The sequence below is a fragment of the Paenibacillus sp. 1-8 genome, from assembly GCF_056316205.1.
In genome coordinates, this window is record NZ_CM149995.1 from 3,541,563 (window position 1) to 3,559,488 (window position 17,926).

The following is a 17,926-nucleotide window of genomic DNA, read 5'->3' on the forward strand; positions in this document are numbered from 1 at the left end:
TTTACAAAAATTGAAAAGGCTCGGTATTCACCTGGGATATATGTACTTCCGTAGAGTATCGGCCTTCTTCCAGCCGTTTGCGCATCCATTCTGCGGTTTTAGGCTTCATAATCTTCTCTGCGTTATGACCAGGGTCAATGATGGCAATGCCAGCCATAAGGGCATCCTGAGCCGTGTGATAGTCGATATCACCCGTTACTAATACGTCAGCCCCTTTAAAAATCGACTTGTTCACATAACGGCTGCCAGAGCCTCCGAGTACGGCTGCTTTTTTGATTGTACGGTCCAGATCGCCTACTACACGTACATGCTCTACGTTGAAGCCTTCTTTCACATCATTGACAAACTCGCGTAACGTGCGGGCTTCCTTGAGCTTGCCCACCCGTCCCAGGCCAAATGTGCGGCCCTGCAAATCCATATGGTACAGGTCATAGGCCACCTCTTCATAAGGATGAGCTTTGAGCATCGCCTGAACAACTTTGTTGCGCACACCCTGTGGTACAACCGTCTCTATGCGCACCTCTTCGCTGCGTTCCATTTTACCCGGCTCACCCAAAAACGGCTGTGTGCCTTCACCTGGCACAAAAGTTCCATAGCCATCAATGTTAAAGCTGCAATGGCTGTAATTGCCGATATGTCCGGCTCCCGCACCCAGTATGGCATCCAACACCCGTTGATGATGTGTTTTCGGTACGAAAACGACGAGCTTGAACAATTGCTCCGTGTGGACATCCTCCAGCGTACCTTCACTTTGAATGCCCAAAGCTTCGGCCATCCAGTCATTCATACCGTCCTCTGCCGTATCCAGATTCGTGTGACTGATGTAGACGGCAATATCGTTCTTGATCAGCTTTTCATACAATCTGCCTGCGGGCTGATCCGTATTCAATGCTTTGAGTGGACGGAATATGATAGCATGGTGGGCAATAATCAGGTCGGCCTTTACACGGATCGCCTCTTCCACAACCTCATCATTGACATCCAGAGCTACCAGTATGTTTTTGATCTCCTTTTGCAGGCTGCCAAGCTGAAGCCCGATTCTATCGTCCGGAACTGCCAAATATTTTGGAGCCAGCTGTTCCATATAGCTAATTACCGTTTGTCCTTTGGCAAACATGCAAGTACCTCCTTTAGCTGTTCAATTTGCTTACGTAATTGCTCCTGCTTTTGCTGCGCCGATTCCTGCTCTGACCGCGCCAACTGTGCAAGCACGTTCTGGAGCTTATGAATTTCCAGCTTCCATTTACGGAAAAAGACTTCATTGGGCTCTCTGATCAGCAACGGTCCAAGCTGTTCCAGCCACTCCTGCGTCAATACTAGCGAGCTGCCGGAAAGGGCTAACGGTCGGTATAGCTCATCCTGCTTCACAGAGCTATCCGACAGGGGTATAGCCGTCAAAACTTCATATATTTTCCCATCTTCTTCCATGATATGCTCGCCTGTCAATACCCATTGATGCTCGATCAGCCATCGGCGCAAAATATCCTCGCCTACGTTTGGTTGTAAAACAAGCCGCTTTACTGAATCCAACTTATCTTTCCCCTGCTCCAAAATGGAAGCAATCAAGGCACCGCCCATGCCTGCTATCGTAATAACATCAACCTCATCGGCTGTAATTACGGCCAAGCCGTCGCCTTTTCTAACGGTTATGCGATCAGTAAGACCCGCTTCAGCGACCTGCTTTTGAGCCGCACGCAACGGCCCATCATTGACTTCGCCTGCCACAGCCTGGGTTACGAGGCCGCTACGCACCGCGGCCACAGGGAGCAGCCCGTGGTCAGAGCCAATATCCGCTAATCTACTCCCGACAGGGAGTTGTTCCATAATATATTGTAATCGTTGAGAAAGCTTCATGACGTCACCCACGTAATCCATTTTTTTCGAGTCCAAAATAAAATTCCTACAACAACAGCCAACTTCAATAAGCCGTACAATACAACATCTCCCGATGATTGATGACGCAGCACGATCATGTCTGCTTCAGGCATGAAAACCAATGTCATTCCGATAGCAAAGTAGACCGAAGCCAGACGTGAAAAGCGGCGATGTACCCACCAGCTTAACCATACCAGCAATGCTACATGCAAAATCCAAAATCCCTCCAGCATCACGTGAGAAGCCGCAGGCCAGTAACGGCCAATAAGAACTGCATATACCAAAAGCAGTGCAATAAAGCCACAGTAGTGAAGCAAAGTGATACGCAGGGTTAAGCCTACAAGGCACCATACCAGCCCGCACAGACCGACAAGAACCACAACCCAAAATTTAGGTTCACCCTGGTGGAGCTGAATAATCCACACCCCTGAACCCAGCATAATCACACTGCCCAAGATACTCAGCATAGCGCTCATGCTCTTTTCTGAAGAACGCCAAACTGCAGCTACTCCATAGCAGATCCCGGTTACTGCACATGCCGAGAATATTTGCATTGCCAACGGAAAAGCGGTAAAATAAAAACCGATCAAACAAATGCAGGAAATAATGACAAAACCAAGAAGCCAGGCGATTCCATGCCCGGTTCTAAGATATGTAAGCAGCCCGGTGCTACTGTGGCTTTGGCTCTGTGACGGATTTTCGTCCTCTCGATAGAGGTTAGACAAAAAATCACAATATTGCTCAGGGAGCAGCCGACTTCGCCGCCAATGTTCAATTTCATGCAACAGTATTGCCCGTTTTTTCTCCTGGTCCAAGCTTTTCCCCTCCACCAAGGCTGCCATGGGATAAAAAAAGACCTTCTGCGCGCTCCAAGCCGCAGAAGGTCCGCAATGTTACGCTTCTATTCGAGGAAATCCTTCAGTCGCTTACTGCGGCTTGGATGGCGCAGCTTACGCAGCGCTTTAGCCTCAATCTGACGAATACGTTCGCGTGTAACACCGAATACTTTACCCACTTCCTCAAGGGTTCTGGTTCTACCGTCGTCCAAACCAAAACGGAGACGCAAGACGTTCTCTTCCCGTTCGGTCAACGTATCCAGCACATCCTCAAGCTGTTCCTTCAGAAGTTCATAGGCAGCCGCATCCGCAGGCGCCAGCGCTTCCTGGTCCTCAATGAAATCCCCCAAATGTGAATCATCTTCTTCACCAATTGGCGTTTCCAATGAAACCGGTTCTTGGGCAATTTTCATAATTTCCCGTACTTTCTCCACGCTCAGCTCCATCTCCGCAGCCACTTCTTCCGGCGTAGGTTCACGCCCCAGCTCTTGCAACAGTTGACGCGATACGCGAATCAACTTGTTGATCGTTTCCACCATATGCACGGGAATACGAATCGTTCTCGCCTGATCGGCTATGGCACGCGTAATGGCCTGACGAATCCACCAGGTCGCATACGTGCTGAATTTAAATCCTTTTTCGTAATCAAATTTTTCTACTGCCTTAATCAGACCCATGTTACCTTCCTGAATCAGATCCAGGAAAAGCATTCCACGGCCAACATAACGCTTGGCAATACTTACAACCAGACGCAAATTCGCCTCTGCGAGTCGACGTTTGGCTTCTTCATCACCGTTGTTGATCCGTTTCGCCAGCTCCACCTCATCATCAGCGGAAAGAAGCGGTACACGGCCGATTTCTTTCAGGTACATCCGGACCGGATCATTGATTTTAATACCGGGAGGCAGGCTCAGATCGTCATCGTAGTTAAAGTCATCCCCGTCGTTGTTTTCCGGGTCGTCGTTTGGACGCAATCTGGTAACTTCTTCGTCGTTGTCATTTACTACCTCAATCCCCAAGTCACCCAGTTGCTCATAAAACTCATCCATTTGCTCGGGGTCCTGATCAAACGACGATAGTTTTTCCATGATATCTTTGTAGTTCAGAGAGGAACTTTTTTTACCCAACTCAATCAATTGATCTTTAACCTGATCCAGTGTCAGTTCCGTCTCCAGTTCAGTATGCTGATCATTCGCCATCTTTCGACTCCCTCCTCCCTAGAAACATCCGACCTCTGTGTGTTCATTGTCTCTCTAGGGCTATAATCTCAATTACAATTTGTGCTGCGCGCAAAGCATCACCAGAACGCTCCGCGGCTCTCATTTCTTCTCTCTTCAAATCCAGTTGCTTCTGCAATGGAAATTTGCACACCTGCTGAATACAATCGTCCAATACGTGTGGCGATACATCTGGAGCATCCATCATCATAATCGAGCTTACGGTTTTCTCCAGACGGTCGTCTTGAAGAGAAGAAATAAATCGGCTCGTATCCGGTAATTTACCTTGTGCATAATAGGCGTATAGATAAGCAGCAATTGCTGCATGATCCTCAATATTAAAGGCATCCCCCAGATGCTTCTCCACATATTTTGCAGTTTCTGCATCCTGCATCATCCAGTGGAGTAATCTACGTTCCGCCACATGATAAGCTGGCATGACATTTGGTTTTGCAATCTGCCCGTTTTTATGCCTACCATTATTCCACCGATTTTCGTTATTATCCCCAAAGTCCTGTTTTTTTTGCAGGGACTGTCGGAATAAATTGCATTCTTGCTTTAAGGTTTCAAAATCCACCTTGACTTCGGCTGATACTTCGCGCAAATACACTTCCCGCTCGGTCGGGGATGACAGAGGTGCAATGACATTTAATGCTTCGCGGGAATACGCGATTCTTCCTTCTTCCTCTTGCAGTATATGGTTTTTTTTCAGATATATAAGCTTAAATTTCACCGTTGAAACGGCACTTTCGATAATTTGGCGCTGAAACCTTTCCCCGCCGTATTGCCGGATAAAATCATCCGGGTCCATACCGTCGCTGACCAGCGCTACCTTAACGTGAAGTCCCGCATTTTCCAGCAACGGAAAATTTTTGAGCGCAGCAGCTTGTCCTGCCCGGTCACCATCATAGCAAATAATGACCTCGTCGCACAGTCCCTTTAGCATTGTGGCATGATGCTCCGTCAAAGCTGTGCCCATAGCGGCCACCCCGTTCTGCACACCTGCTTCCCAAGCCGAGATGACATCACCGTATCCTTCAAAAAGAACACTCTGGCGAAGCTTTCGAATCGAATTCTTGGCATGGTGGAGATTGTACAGGGTCCGACTCTTGTTGAACAGCTTGGTTTCGGGTGAATTCAAATACTTGGGCTGTCCTTCACCCAGTATACGGCCCGCAAAGGCAATTACTTTGCCATTTCGATTCCAAATGGGAAACATAATGCGATCCCTGAACCGATCCACATACCCATCCCCCTCATGTCGGGGAGAAATAAGCCCGCCCTTTTCCATCTCAACAGGATCGAAAGAACGCTTCTCCAGAAACTGGACGATCGTATCCCATCGGTTAGGGGCATAGCCAATTTGAAATTGATCAATGATCTTGTCAGTAAATCCCCGTGACCGCAAATACTCCATAGCCGGTTTGCCATGCTCCGTATTTTTAAGGAGAAAATGGTACATCTTAGATGTTAGCTCGTACGCTTGCAACAACCTGTCCAACTCAGGATGCTGATGCGTTGACTCACGTCCCTGCCATTCGCCGAGAGGGATATGACTTTCTTCCGCCATTGTTCTGACAGCTTCGGGAAAGGATAGTCCTTCGATTTCCATCATAAATTTGATGGCATTGCCTCCCGCGCCGCAGCCGTAGCAGTAAAAAATCTGACGATCCGGTGTCACGGTGAATGAAGGGGTTTTTTCGGAATGAAAAGGACAGAGCCCTTTCATATACTTCCCCTGCTTGGTCAAATGCACGTACTTGCTTACCGTATCTACGATATCATGATGCTGTAAAACCGACTCAATGATATCGTCCGGTATGTTGCCTTGTCCAGCACTCAAGTTAACCACCTTCATCTCTTTAGCACGTAAATATAATTCGATACCGTTATTCATTCTCCTGCAAGCAGAGTAAAAGTTTTGTCAGTTTATGTTGAAAAACTTCACGATCCTCTGTTGTAAACGGTTTAGGACCTTTTCCATAACGTCCTTTTTTCCTTTCCTTGGCAGAAGTGTGACGGCGGTCGAGCATAAAATCAATCGAATCGTTTCGATACATCGCTCCGCGAAATGACATAACCTCACAGCCTTTAGCCAAAGCAAGTGCCGCAAGACCGTAATCGTTGGTGGTTACAATGTCTCCCCGACGGATATGATTAGCAATATAGAGATCAGCGCTTTGGTCGCTACGGTCTACTTTTACGATGGTCACGCCTCCGCTGCCCTGGATAAGATGATCATACGAAGATACCATAATAACCTGAACTTGAAAACGGGAAGCTGTATCCGCAATTTCGCTTTTGACAGGACAAGCGTCACCGTCGACAACGATCCGCACATCCGATAAACCTCCGGATATTCCCACAAGCATCCCCCATCTCCATCCGGATTCGAGTAAAATACGGAACGGCTGCAAGATCACTCTTACACCGTTCCGTATATTTATACCCATTTTTTCAAGTTGTTCATACTATTACAGCTACGATTAGCCCACGAGCTTGGAAAAATCAGCAAAACGCTTCAGCTCTGTATCAATGGCGGCCAGCAATGCCAGACGATTATTACGAATCGCATCATCCTCAGCCATAACCATTACGGAATCAAAGAACGCTGTGATCGCAGGAGTAATGGACGAGGCAAGTGCTAAAGCTCGCGTGGCATCGCCTTCCTGCAATGCTGTAAGATAAGATTCATAAACGCCGTACCATGCTTCATAGAGCGCTTTTTCACCCTGTTCCGTAAATTCACCCGTATTAACTGATGCATGAACAGCTTTTGCAGCCAAATTGCCTACACGGTTAAACGACTCTACCGTTGCTTTAAAGGCATCTCCCGTTTGTACCGCATTCATCAGAGCAGCTCCGCGATTAACGACAGAAGCAACATCATCAAATCCAGCGGCAAGCACAGCGTCAACGACGTCATAACGAAGCGTCTCGGACAACAGCTTTTTCACCCGCAAACCGAAGAATTCATGTAACTCTTTGCGAATTTCATCGGCAGAACGTTTCATATTTCCAAGGTTGTCGTGTACGTCAAGCGCAATATTGAACACATCAGACAAAGTTGCTGAAAGATTACGATCCAGCAAAATCTGCACAATACCCGCGGCCTGGCGACGTAGCGCATAAGGGTCCTGCGAGCCTGTCGGAATAATACCGATGGAGAAGCAGCCAGTGATGGTATCCATTTTATCAGCGATGCTGACAATAGCCCCTGCGTTCGTAGAAGGAACCGTTTCTCCGGCAAAACGCGGCTGATAATGCTCAAATACCGCTCTCGCCACTTCTTCCTTCTCTCCAGCCTTACGGGCATAGTCCTCACCCATAACCCCTTGCAGCTCCGGAAACTCATATACCATTTGCGTTACCAGGTCGAATTTACAAATATCCGCCGCCCGGCTAACCGACTCCTGTGTATCCGGGGAAACCCGCAGCTTTTCAGCTAAAGCATCGGCAATGCGGCGAATCCGCCGTACCTTGTCTCCAACCGTACCCAATTCCTCGTGGAAAACGATACTTTCCAGCTTGGAGAGCGCATCCTTGATTTCCAATCTCTGATCTTCCTCATAAAAGAATTTGGCATCAGACAGCCGTGCGCGCAATACTTTTTCGTTCCCTTTGGCGATAACATCCAGTGATTGACTCCCTCCGTTACGTACCGTAACAAAGTATGGCAGCAGCTCTCCCACACGATCCAGAACCGGGAAATAGCGTTGATGCTCACGCATGGAAGTAATCAGCACATCCTTCGGAATGTTGAGGAACGAAGGATCAAAACCTCCGAACAGTACCGTCGGCGTTTCGACCAGATACAGCACTTCTTCCAGCAGATCATCCTTAACCGCGATCGTCCAGTCTTTTTCGGCTGCCAACGCTTCAATCTGCTTCACGATAATGGACTGGCGTTCCGCAATATCCACAATGACATGCTGTTTACGAAGCGCCTCAACATAGTCTGCCGGACTTTCTACAATAGTATCCTGCCCGAGAAAACGATGTCCTCTTGTCACATTCCCGGATTGAACCCCGGCAATTTCCAGGTTAACAATATCATTCCCAAACAAGGCGACCAACCAGCGAATTGGACGAACAAACTTAAAGTCATAGCTGGCCCAACGCATAAATTTAGGGAAGGTCATGGCATGCAAAATGTGCAACAGGCCTTCGGACAGCACTTCCGCTGTCGGTACACCTATACTGCTCTTGGTCGCGTAAATATAATCCACGCCTCCAAGCTCCTTGAACGTAAACTGTTCAGGATCAACACCTTGGCTACGGGCAAAGCCGAGAGCAGCCTTGCTCCAATTACCGGCTTCGTCAAGTGCGATTTTGCGGGAAGGACCTTTGACTTCTTCGTTAATATCTTCCTGCTTTTCGGCTACTTCCTTAACCAGCACTGCCAGACGACGAGGAGTAGCATAAGCTTCTACATCACCATGAGCAATACGTGAGCTGTCCAACCATGCCGTCATACGCTCCTTTAACTGCTGAATCGCAGCAGGAATAAAACGGGCGGGCACTTCTTCCAAACCGATTTCAAACAGCAAATCCTTAGACATGTGCCGCACCTCCTTTCTTCAACAACGGGAAGCCCAGCTTCTCGCGTTCCTCCAGATAAGTTGCAGCCACCTGACGGGCCAAATTCCGTACACGCATAATAAATCCGGTTCGTTCCGTTACACTGATTGCACCACGGGCATCCAACAAGTTGAACGCATGAGAGCATTTCAATACATAATCGTAGGCTGGAAATACAAGATGCTGCGCCATGGCTTTATTCGCTTCTTCTTCATACATATTAAACAGGGTAAAAAGCATTTTGACATCAGATACTTCAAACGTATATTTAGAATGCTCAAATTCAGGCTGGTGGAAAACATCTCCATACGTGATGCCATTAACCCACTCAAGATCGAATACGTTCTCCTTGTCCTGAATGTAGGACGCAAGACGCTCCATACCATACGTGATTTCAACCGCAACCGGACTGGCATCGATACCGCCCACTTGCTGAAAATACGTGAATTGGGTAATTTCCATACCGTCCAGCCATACTTCCCAACCTAATCCCCATGCTCCCAGCGTTGGCGCTTCCCAGTTGTCTTCAACAAAGCGAATATCATGTTCCAGAGGATTAATACCAAGGCGGCTCAGGCTCTCCAGATACAATTCCTGAATGTTATCAGGCGATGGCTTCAAAACAACCTGAAACTGGTGATGCTGATACAGACGGTTCGGGTTCTCCCCATAACGACCATCTGCGGGACGGCGGGATGGCTCAACATAAGCTACGTTCCACGGCTCAGGTCCAATCGAACGTAAATACGTCATCGGGTTCATTGTGCCTGCCCCTTTTTCCGTGTCATACGGCTGTACAATAATACAGTTGTGCTCAGCCCAAAATTGTTGCAGTGTGAAAATCATCTGCTGAAAATTCATGGTACACCCTTCCCTTCCAAATTACCTCAAATGGTGGTGATCATTCTTCGTAAAGCTTCTATGTACAGGGCTGCCAACTTCCAACAAGCCTCGCCAGAGACAGCAAAAAGCCCCCGCCTCTACGCCTGTACAGACGTAGGGACGAGAGCTGACTCCCGCGGTTCCACCCTACTTGATTGCAGTCCTTCATCACCAGCCAGACTGTAATCCTCTTTTCCGTGTCCATTCAGATGCTCCCGAGTGCCTTGTTCACGAAGATTTCCCGCCAGGCTCACACCGTCCCCGACTCGCTTACTCTAGAGAATAAACTCCGCTACTTTCTCGTTCAATGCCTCTGCTCCAGAAGGAGATATATAGTAGGATATTACACGTTTTCAGCAGCACAGTCAAGGGAGCAAGATGTTTCACATATCATATTTGTCGAGCTGATCCAGAAAATTACGGGATTTCAGCTTGACCTCCAGCTGCATGTCCATGAACTGGCGCATGACATGTTTGATTTCCAGCTTGGTCGAGTCCTTCACATCAATGTTGCCGAGCCGGTTTAGATCCATTCTTGCGAACAAACGTAACAGCTTCAACGTACGCGGTGTCACACTCAATGCAGCAGGATCAAAATGCTTGTAACTTCGACACAAGACCCCGCCCAGCCTCGGACTGATAAACATATCTTCATCAGCAAACTGCTGTCCGCTGGAAATACAGGCATCAAGCTGGGGAGCATATCCGGCCGCCTGCAATATTTTAAATTCATAAATGCTCATGACGATCACCGGATCTTTTCCGCTCTCCAGCGCTTCCAGACATGCTTTAAGCTGCTTAAACCAAAAGGTGCCCGTTTCCTCATCATGTAGTACCCGGTCAAGCAATTCACAGGCATATGAGGCGTAAGCCGCCTTGGTAATATCCTCGCGCAGTGTATGGTGGGATTGGATAATTTCACCAGCATTCAGCGTGCCTAAGCCGGTATTTCGAAAAAATACAAATTCACCATACGTAAACGGCTGCGTTAAAGCGGCATGACGGCTTTTGGGCTTCTTGGCTCCTCTGACCAGCACGCCTGTCTTACCGCCGCTTTCGGTGCAAAGCGTAATAATTTTGTTCCCCTCACCGTAATCCATGCTGCGGATGACGATTCCTTCCACCCTGTAAAGCATGCCTCTTCCCCCAAACATTCGCGAAGAAGCCAGTGGCTTGCACTATTCACGGGCTTCTTCATGCTCGTCCGACTCTCCTTCATCTGTGTCTTGCTCCCGTGTCACGGCGCTCTCCCTGTATAACAGATACGCACCGACATCCCCAGTCTTCGCAAAATACTTCCACGAAAAATCTCGCAATCGTATTCATCCTTTCTTCGGAAATGACGTTTGCATCTCAAAATTAGGATGATGCGAGGAGGGGGGAAGTATGCGATGAAATAAATGGATTGCGTTTAAAAAAAGTGTGTTGCTGTAGGCGGTGCTGAGACGCTCCGCGAATGATTTGATCTTTCGATCGCTGTTACCCCTGAATTTATTTGTATTTGAAACATGAAAAGGGTTAAATTCAGGGGTAAAGGCGAACGCTGGCGCTTCTTCAGATTCAAATCCTTCGCTCCGCTACAGCGTGCATACAGTTACACAACCTTTTTTAAAGCATTCATTTTTTCAATGCTGGAAATGAGGGTAAGGGAAGAGCAAGAGTTAAGCGCTGCAAAGACGCGACGCTTAGAATTACCCAAGACAAAGAAACTTTACTTCCTGCCTGTGGTAGTGAATGGGTAGTCGGAACGGCTTTTTTGGTGCTTAAAAGACTAAACATACCTGGTTTCAACTAATTTAAAACTCCATTTTAAGATCCCTTAAGGAAACTAAAGTGTGAAATATAACATGCTTTTAAGCGTCGCGGTGGAAGCCGAGGTCGCGCAGTACACGATCCTGGTTACGCCAGTCTTTTTTGACCTTTACCCACAGTTCCAGGAAAATTTTAGAGCCTAGCAGGTTTTGGATATCTATACGTGCCTGTTTTCCCACTTCCTTGAGCATAGCTCCCTGCTTACCGATAATGATACCCTTCTGAGAATCCCGTTCCACAAAAATGACTGCCATAATATGCACTACACCATTATCCTGCACTTTCATGTCTTCAATCATAACTGCAATAGAATGGGGTACTTCCTCACGTGTCATATGCAAAATCTTTTCCCGTACCAGCTCGGAAATGACGAACTGCTCCGGATGATCGGTAATTTGGTCATCCGGGTAATATTGCGGGCCTTCAGGCAAGTATTTCTGTACCTGCTCCAGCAGACGGTTCACATTGTTGCCCATTTTGGCCGAGATCGGCACGATTTCTGCAAAGTCGTACAACTTGCGATACTGCTCAATCAGGGGCAACAACGCTTCCGGCTCAATGCGATCAATTTTATTCAACACCAAGATAACTGGCGTTTTTACTTGTTTAAGCTGTTCGGCAATAAAACGGTCGCCTCCGCCTAATCCTTCAGAGGCATCAATAAGGAAAAGTACAGCCTCAACTTCGCCCAACGTATTAAAGGCTGTCTGATTCATGTAGTCGCCCAGTTTAGACTGGCGCTTATGAATGCCTGGTGTGTCCAAAAATACAATTTGCGTGTCCTCTGTAGTGAATACCCCATGTATTTTATTACGTGTAGTTTGGGGCTTGTCCGACATGATGGCGATTTTCTGGCCGATGACATGGTTCATCAGAGTTGATTTTCCTACATTGGGTCTCCCGACAATCGCAACAAAGCCTGATTTAAAGTGTTTCTTAGCCATTTCGTTTCCTCCAGCGCGATTAAGCGCCTATTTTTATTTTGGTTTTTCCATTAAAAAAGCTGACTAATCAAGGTCAACAACGGCCTGTAAAACACAAATATACCAATAATTACAGCAAAAACCGCTGCCAGGAGCACAGCTCCGGCGGCGGTGTCTTTAGCCGCTTTGGCCAGCGGATGGATATCAGGCGAGATTAAATCTATCGCCGCTTCAACAGCGGTATTGATCAGCTCGGCTACGATTACCATGGCAATCGCCATAGAGACGAATAACCAGTCAAGCCGGGAGATGCGCAGGCTTAAGCCTGCTGCAATGACGAGAAACGCCATGACCACATGTATCCGCATATTTATTTGCGTGCGCAGAGCATATATCACGCCTTCTGCGGCATAACGAAAGGTCATTCTCCAAGGCTGACGTCTCATTACCGTGTCAACCCCACTTGAGCCAGTACTGCTTCTTGCTTGCCCATCATTTCAGCCTCACTGGCCTCATCCTGATGATCATAGCCCAGTAAATGCAAGAAGCCGTGAACAAACAAAAAACCGATTTCACGCTCAATCGAATGTCCGTATTCTTCGCTCTGAGCTTGCGCTGTCTGCACGGAAATAATAATATCCCCCAGCACATCCGGCACATCGTCCAGCGGTCCTTCGTCATCCAGCTCATAGATAATTTCTAGCTCTTCATCCAGTGTTTCCTTCATGGCAAATGACAGCACATCGGTTGGACGATCGATTCCGCGATAATCCCTGTTCAGTTCATGGATTTGCTCGTCATTCACGAAGGTGAGGGCCACCTCACCGTCCGTCACCCCTTCCACCTTGCCTGCTTCCTCCAATAGAGTGTTCAGCAAACCAATCAAGGATTCGTGGATTACCATATCGTTTTGTTCATTATTCCAAGCTAATTGAAGGCTCATGCCAACCGCTCCTTTAATTCTAATGCTCCAGCCGCACTTCATACACAAGCCTATTATGTTATGCTTTCCCATTCTCAGGCTTTGGTCTTTCTTCGGGATATTCAATCCGGGAATGGAAAGTTCCCATCACGGTTTCTTTAAGAGTTTGAGCCACAATATCAAGCTCCCGCATCGTTAGCTCACAATCGTTGAACTGGTGATCATCCAGACGACTTTTGATAATTTTTTCAATCATCGACTCCACCTGATCCACCGTCGGTTTCCGCAGGGAACGAACTGCCGCTTCCACACTATCGGCAATCCCGACTACAGCAGCCTCCTTGGACTGGGCTTTTGGCCCAGGATAACGAAAATCATCCTCGGTAAAATCCGGCTCTACGCCCTGCTCCTCCGCCTCACGTAGCGCCTTGTGATAAAAATAGTGCAAAAATGTCGTTCCGTGATGCTGCTCGGCAATATCACGAATCAGCTTTGGCAGCTTGTAATCCAATTGCATTTCCACACCGTCACGGGCATGGGCAATAATGATGGACTTACTCAGCTTTGGCTCTATTGTATCATGCGGATTGTCCATGCCATTCTGATTTTCAATGAAGTACGAAGGGCGCTTTGTTTTACCAATGTCATGATAATACGAACCAACCCTGCACAACAAGCCGTTAGCACCTATAGCTTCCGCCGCAGCCTCTGACAGATTACCTACCATTACACTATGGTGATACGTACCCGGTGTCTCCGTAAGCAGCTTGCGCAGTAGCGGATGATTCGGGTTAGACAGCTCAACCAGTTTCAGCGTTGACAAAATGCCAAAGGTAGACTCAAAAAATGGCATAAGCCCAATCACAAGTATCGCTGTAATTAAACCGCCTGCAAAAGCAAAAGCTACCGCATAGAGCGTCGTTGTCTGAGTCCAGTTGCCCTGGTCGATCAGCGCCAGAGTAAAGACGGACATAGAGCCGAACAGGCATACCATAATCGCTCCCTTGAACAGCGTGGAACGCTGACTGGCTCGATGCGTTGAAAAAATCGCCGCAAGACAAACCACAAGGGCAAAAAAGCCGAAGTTAAAATCAAAAATTTGTCCTTGTCGGACATTCAAAATAACACTTGCCAATATACTGAATATAACGGCACAAACGAACGCCAGCGACATATCGAGCAACAGCGTTACGAGCATGGCTCCAAGCGCGATAGGCGCCAGATAGCCGAGATAAGACCGTTCACTGTCCTGCAATATGGCGGTTAACATCATTGCGCCCACCGTGATTACAAAAATCAACACCAGCATAAGCAATTGTGCATTGTTATACTTGAAACGTCGCGTTCGTGATTGGAATTGGCGAATATACATAAACAGACCCAAGGCCAGCATCGCAGACAGCATCAACAGGCCAAATTGCGGCCAATAGTTGATCTTGTCCTTTAGAAGCTCGTTCTCATCCAGTAAGGTATAAATTTCCTGGGTAATAATCTCGCCTTTCTTGACGAGCACTTCACCCTGTTTGATATAGACTGTTGGTGTATCTTCACGAGCCTGTACCCTGGCATCCTTCGTAGCTGTATCATCATAAAACTTGTTGGCCGTAATCACAAGCCTTGCAAGCTCCTGAACAACTTCACGAGAGGTGCGCTTGGTAAGCGTACTCGTACTGACCCGCTCGGCCACCTTGGCCCGGGCTGTTTGTGCGTCCGTAATCTGATCGTTCATCAATCCGGTCACGATTTCACGCGCTACCGGCCGCATCTCGGCAATATCCTCGGACGTGAGACGCGGAATTTTGATAAAGGTTTCCTCTGGAATCCGATAGGTTTGCTCTTTTGTTTTTTGCAGTACTTCATCCAACAGCTTTTCCGGGTAAGCATCCGCGTTACGGCTATTGTTCACAAAATTTTGCACAAATTCCCGCGCACGCTGAGGAATTTCATCCTTGTAAATGGAAATTTTATCGGATCTGGAAACCTGATCGTCCTGATTGAGCCGTTCAATTCGGTCTAGAATACCCGTAATCAGGTTATCGTTGCGAATCGGTACAATCGTATACATGGGCTGTACCCGTTCGGCAGACTCTTCCTGAGCCTTTAACGTCGCTTTGCTGTTGGGAAGCTGCATAGGAGCCACAATTTCCTTTTCACTCGGCTGGTTTACTCGAATGTCATAGCGCTCGGGAAGCAGCTTGGATGCAAAACCTACGTAAAAAAGAACCACTAAAAATAAAAACAGAAGATAGCGTGTCGCCACGCTATACTTCCATCCACTCATTCTATGCTGGAACGTTTTGCCCTTAGACAATTCCTTCGAGGTCATCTAAAACAATCCCTCTCCATCATCTTTTTCAAGACAGCTACGCTGCTTATTTTCATACTTCTGATAGCTCCACATTCGTGATATGAAGGCTTATCCCTGATTTTCGGCAACCTGGTCGTAAGCCACGATGATTTTCTGAACCAGAGAATGACGGACAACATCCTCTTGTGCAAAATGCACGAAGCCTATTTCCTCAATCCCCTGTAAAATCGCATTCGCTTCAATCAGACCGGATTTTTTGCCACGAGGCAAATCAATTTGCGTAACATCACCGGTGATGACCATTTTGGAGCCAAAGCCCAGTCGGGTCAAAAACATTTTCATTTGCTCCGGCGTGGTGTTTTGCGCTTCATCCAAAATAATGAACGAATCGTCCAGCGTCCGTCCCCGCATGTAGGCCAGCGGCGCAATTTCAATCAACCCGCGCTCCAGTGCCTTTGCTGTCTGCTCCGGTCCCATAACATCGTACAACGCGTCATACAACGGGCGCAGATACGGATCAACCTTTTCCTGCAAATCCCCTGGCAAAAAGCCCAGATTCTCGCCTGCTTCCACCGCAGGACGGGTCAATACAATTCGCTTGACCGAGCCTTCCTTCAGGGCAGTTACCGCCAGCACCACAGCCAAATACGTTTTACCTGTACCCGCCGGGCCAATCCCAAATACGATATCGCGTTTTTTTATCGTGGTTACATAGTGCTTTTGTCCAATCGTTTTGACACGGATCGGCTTGCCCCGGAAGGTGGTCGTGATCTCTCCCTTGAACAGATCAAGCAATTGATCGGCGCGTAAATCTTTTGCCAACTCAATCGCATAATGGACGTCTCTTTCGGTCAGGATATACCCATTACGAATTAACTGGAGCAGTACATCGAACAATTGTTCGAGCACTTCCACCTCATGGACGTTACCAAAAATATTGATTTCCGCCTCACGGGAATCCATTTTTGCGGGAACAGCCGCTTCAATCAATTTTAAAAAGGAATCCTGCGGGCCGAACAGCGCCTGTCCTTCTCCCGCATTGTTCAATGCAATTTGTATGCTGCGTTGTTGTTCTGCCAAATAGCCTCATTCTCCTTGGTTATGAACTAGCGGAAGTTCTTCCGCAATATTCTGTTCCACTTCAAAAAGCACTTTCATATAAACTTTACCATTCTCTCTCTTCTCATGCAAAATTTTTTGGCTCATTATTTTCGTTCCTTTGCCGTATTTGGCTAAAATATCGGCTCGTGCCCCTTCTATTCCTCTATTTTGAGCTTCTGTTTCCGTAAGCTTATCCTCATGTATCTTTGTCTCCCTCACGCTTTCGGTCATCCAACCGACGGGAAGACGGAAGGAGCGCCACGTCAGCGGGTCATGCTCAACTGTGGTTTTATGCGCAGAATAAGGGATTTTTCCATATCCCCATAACTGCACCGCGTGGTTGCCCAGCACCAGATACAGGCGGTCGTGACTGTTTCCAGTATATGTGCTGCTGCGTCGCACCGTCGGACTGCTAATTTCGTACTCATGCCACACGAGGCCCTTAATCTCCCCCTTGGCTACGACCTGCTGCTGATTTTCCTCATCCCCGAGCGTTCCCGAGATAAGTATGGCTCCTTTTTTGACACGTGTATTTTTATGCACGACAGGACGACCCTGCTCGGCAAAAATTTCAGTGACTACCGCATCTGCATTGCTGATGAGGTGACGCGGGCTGTAGAGCGGCGCAGGGACAGGCTGTGAGGCTTCAACGACCTGAATCGTTACTGAGGTGCCCTGCTTCTCCACACCGATCCAGGATGCCTCAGGGAGCTTCTGCATGAGTGCACGCGAAAGCTTGTCCTGACTGGAAACACGGAAGTTCCATTGAAACGGATACAGCCCCTCCTGACGGGCAGCTTTGAGTACAGCTTCCGTTGTGAGCTTGTCATTTCCCTTTACTTCAACGTCCCAGATGAGCGAGGACATCAGGAACAGGCCTACCCAGAATACAGCCAGTCCAACCAGAAAAAATTTACGTTTGGCCAGCCGCGCAGCGATAAAGGGAATCCCTTGGCGTTTTAAAATATGCATTTTACAGCCTGTCCTTCTCAGAAGCGGACGCAGCAGGAAGACGTGCGGCAGCAGAAGGTTCATTTCTGCATGTCTTGTACCCATCGGCCGCACGTTCCAAACAGGTATTTGATGCTCCGTGAGCAGATTAATGAACGCTTCCACGCTCTCGCCCTTGACGGCAAGGGTAACCGTGCCACGCAGCTTAGTTAAAGCAGGATGTTTCATGAGCCTTCCTCCGTTCCTTCCAATTGGATATCCGTAATGTGTCCTTCCACACTGACCTGATCAGGCATAATAGATGTGATGACAAGCCCACGCCCCGTCACCCGCAACCTGCCTTGCGCCAGCGCAAGTACTAGCCGATCCGGCGTGAAGTCCACGACGCCCCGGTGATTCTCCACATAAAGCTGGCGGCTGCCAATGAGAGTTAACCGCGGCAGGTCAAATAGAATGTCCTGCGGAAGTTCCAGCGTCTCACTGGCCCACTTTCGCAGTTTGCGGCTCATCCGGCTCAT

At 48.0% G+C, this 17,926-nt stretch carries 18 protein-coding genes; all 18 read right to left on the minus strand.

What is annotated here, in order from left to right; genetic code table 11:
- Position 1: 1 nt before the first annotated feature.
- The gene (locus AC0WRU_RS16245) at positions 2 to 1,117 is read right to left on the minus strand and encodes a Nif3-like dinuclear metal center hexameric protein (RefSeq protein ID WP_476125548.1); all 1,116 of its coding nucleotides are present in this window, start codon (positions 1,115 to 1,117) and stop codon (positions 2 to 4) included.
- The gene (locus AC0WRU_RS16250) at positions 1,093 to 1,854 is read right to left on the minus strand and encodes a tRNA (adenine(22)-N(1))-methyltransferase (protein WP_476125549.1); all 762 of its coding nucleotides are present in this window, start codon (positions 1,852 to 1,854) and stop codon (positions 1,093 to 1,095) included. Before AC0WRU_RS16250 ends, AC0WRU_RS16245 begins: the two co-directional genes overlap by 25 nt.
- Entirely contained in the window at positions 1,851 to 2,690 is an 840-nt protein-coding gene (locus AC0WRU_RS16255) for a hypothetical protein (RefSeq protein WP_476125550.1), read from the minus strand. The genes AC0WRU_RS16250 and AC0WRU_RS16255 overlap by 4 nt, the downstream gene beginning before the upstream one ends.
- An 86-nt stretch (positions 2,691 to 2,776) precedes the next feature.
- Complete coding sequence (rpoD, locus tag AC0WRU_RS16260) at positions 2,777 to 3,910, minus strand: RNA polymerase sigma factor RpoD (RefSeq protein ID WP_025683256.1); 1,134 nt, start codon at positions 3,908 to 3,910, stop codon at positions 2,777 to 2,779.
- A gap of 43 nt (positions 3,911 to 3,953) precedes the next feature.
- Positions 3,954 to 5,825: a DNA primase gene (dnaG, locus tag AC0WRU_RS16265; RefSeq protein ID WP_476125551.1), complete on the minus strand. Its 1,872-nt coding sequence runs from the start codon at positions 5,823 to 5,825 to the stop codon at positions 3,954 to 3,956.
- A complete protein-coding gene (locus AC0WRU_RS16270; RefSeq protein ID WP_049827311.1) occupies positions 5,818 to 6,300 on the minus strand; it encodes a YaiI/YqxD family protein in 483 nt (160 codons plus the stop codon). Before AC0WRU_RS16270 ends, dnaG begins: the two co-directional genes overlap by 8 nt.
- A 114-nt stretch (positions 6,301 to 6,414) precedes the next feature.
- Positions 6,415 to 8,490, minus strand: coding sequence for a glycine--tRNA ligase subunit beta (glyS, locus tag AC0WRU_RS16275; RefSeq protein ID WP_476125552.1), 2,076 nt, complete (start codon positions 8,488 to 8,490; stop codon positions 6,415 to 6,417).
- Positions 8,483 to 9,370 (minus strand): glycine--tRNA ligase subunit alpha, encoded by an 888-nt coding sequence (gene glyQ / locus AC0WRU_RS16280; RefSeq protein ID WP_476125553.1) that lies wholly within the window; start codon positions 9,368 to 9,370, stop codon positions 8,483 to 8,485. Before glyQ ends, glyS begins: the two co-directional genes overlap by 8 nt.
- A gap of 119 nt (positions 9,371 to 9,489) precedes the next feature.
- Complete coding sequence (locus AC0WRU_RS16285) at positions 9,490 to 9,645, minus strand: hypothetical protein (RefSeq protein ID WP_155985341.1); 156 nt, start codon at positions 9,643 to 9,645, stop codon at positions 9,490 to 9,492.
- Positions 9,646 to 9,774: 129 nt separating this feature from the next.
- Entirely contained in the window at positions 9,775 to 10,527 is a 753-nt protein-coding gene (gene recO / locus AC0WRU_RS16290; RefSeq protein WP_476125554.1) for a DNA repair protein RecO, read from the minus strand.
- A 42-nt stretch (positions 10,528 to 10,569) separates the two neighbouring features.
- The gene (locus AC0WRU_RS16295) at positions 10,570 to 10,707 is read right to left on the minus strand and encodes a YqzL family protein (protein WP_081750702.1); all 138 of its coding nucleotides are present in this window, start codon (positions 10,705 to 10,707) and stop codon (positions 10,570 to 10,572) included.
- A gap of 537 nt (positions 10,708 to 11,244) precedes the next feature.
- Positions 11,245 to 12,147, minus strand: a complete 903-nt coding sequence (era, locus tag AC0WRU_RS16300; RefSeq protein WP_149093289.1) for a GTPase Era — start codon at positions 12,145 to 12,147, stop codon at positions 11,245 to 11,247.
- A 50-nt stretch (positions 12,148 to 12,197) separates the two neighbouring features.
- The gene (locus AC0WRU_RS16305) at positions 12,198 to 12,572 is read right to left on the minus strand and encodes a diacylglycerol kinase family protein (RefSeq protein ID WP_476125555.1); all 375 of its coding nucleotides are present in this window, start codon (positions 12,570 to 12,572) and stop codon (positions 12,198 to 12,200) included.
- Positions 12,572 to 13,069, minus strand: a complete 498-nt coding sequence (gene ybeY, locus AC0WRU_RS16310; protein ID WP_354452286.1) for an rRNA maturation RNase YbeY — start codon at positions 13,067 to 13,069, stop codon at positions 12,572 to 12,574. The genes AC0WRU_RS16305 and ybeY overlap by 1 nt, the downstream gene beginning before the upstream one ends.
- 58 nt (positions 13,070 to 13,127) lie before the next feature.
- Positions 13,128 to 15,374 (minus strand): HD family phosphohydrolase, encoded by a 2,247-nt coding sequence (locus AC0WRU_RS16315; protein WP_476125556.1) that lies wholly within the window; start codon positions 15,372 to 15,374, stop codon positions 13,128 to 13,130.
- 90 nt (positions 15,375 to 15,464) lie between these two features.
- Positions 15,465 to 16,436, minus strand: a complete 972-nt coding sequence (locus tag AC0WRU_RS16320) for a PhoH family protein (protein WP_476125557.1) — start codon at positions 16,434 to 16,436, stop codon at positions 15,465 to 15,467.
- A gap of 6 nt (positions 16,437 to 16,442) precedes the next feature.
- Complete coding sequence (gene yqfD, locus AC0WRU_RS16325; RefSeq protein WP_476125558.1) at positions 16,443 to 17,636, minus strand: sporulation protein YqfD; 1,194 nt, start codon at positions 17,634 to 17,636, stop codon at positions 16,443 to 16,445.
- Positions 17,633 to 17,926 (minus strand): sporulation protein YqfC, encoded by a 294-nt coding sequence (gene yqfC, locus AC0WRU_RS16330; protein ID WP_476125559.1) that lies wholly within the window; start codon positions 17,924 to 17,926, stop codon positions 17,633 to 17,635. The genes yqfD and yqfC overlap by 4 nt, the downstream gene beginning before the upstream one ends.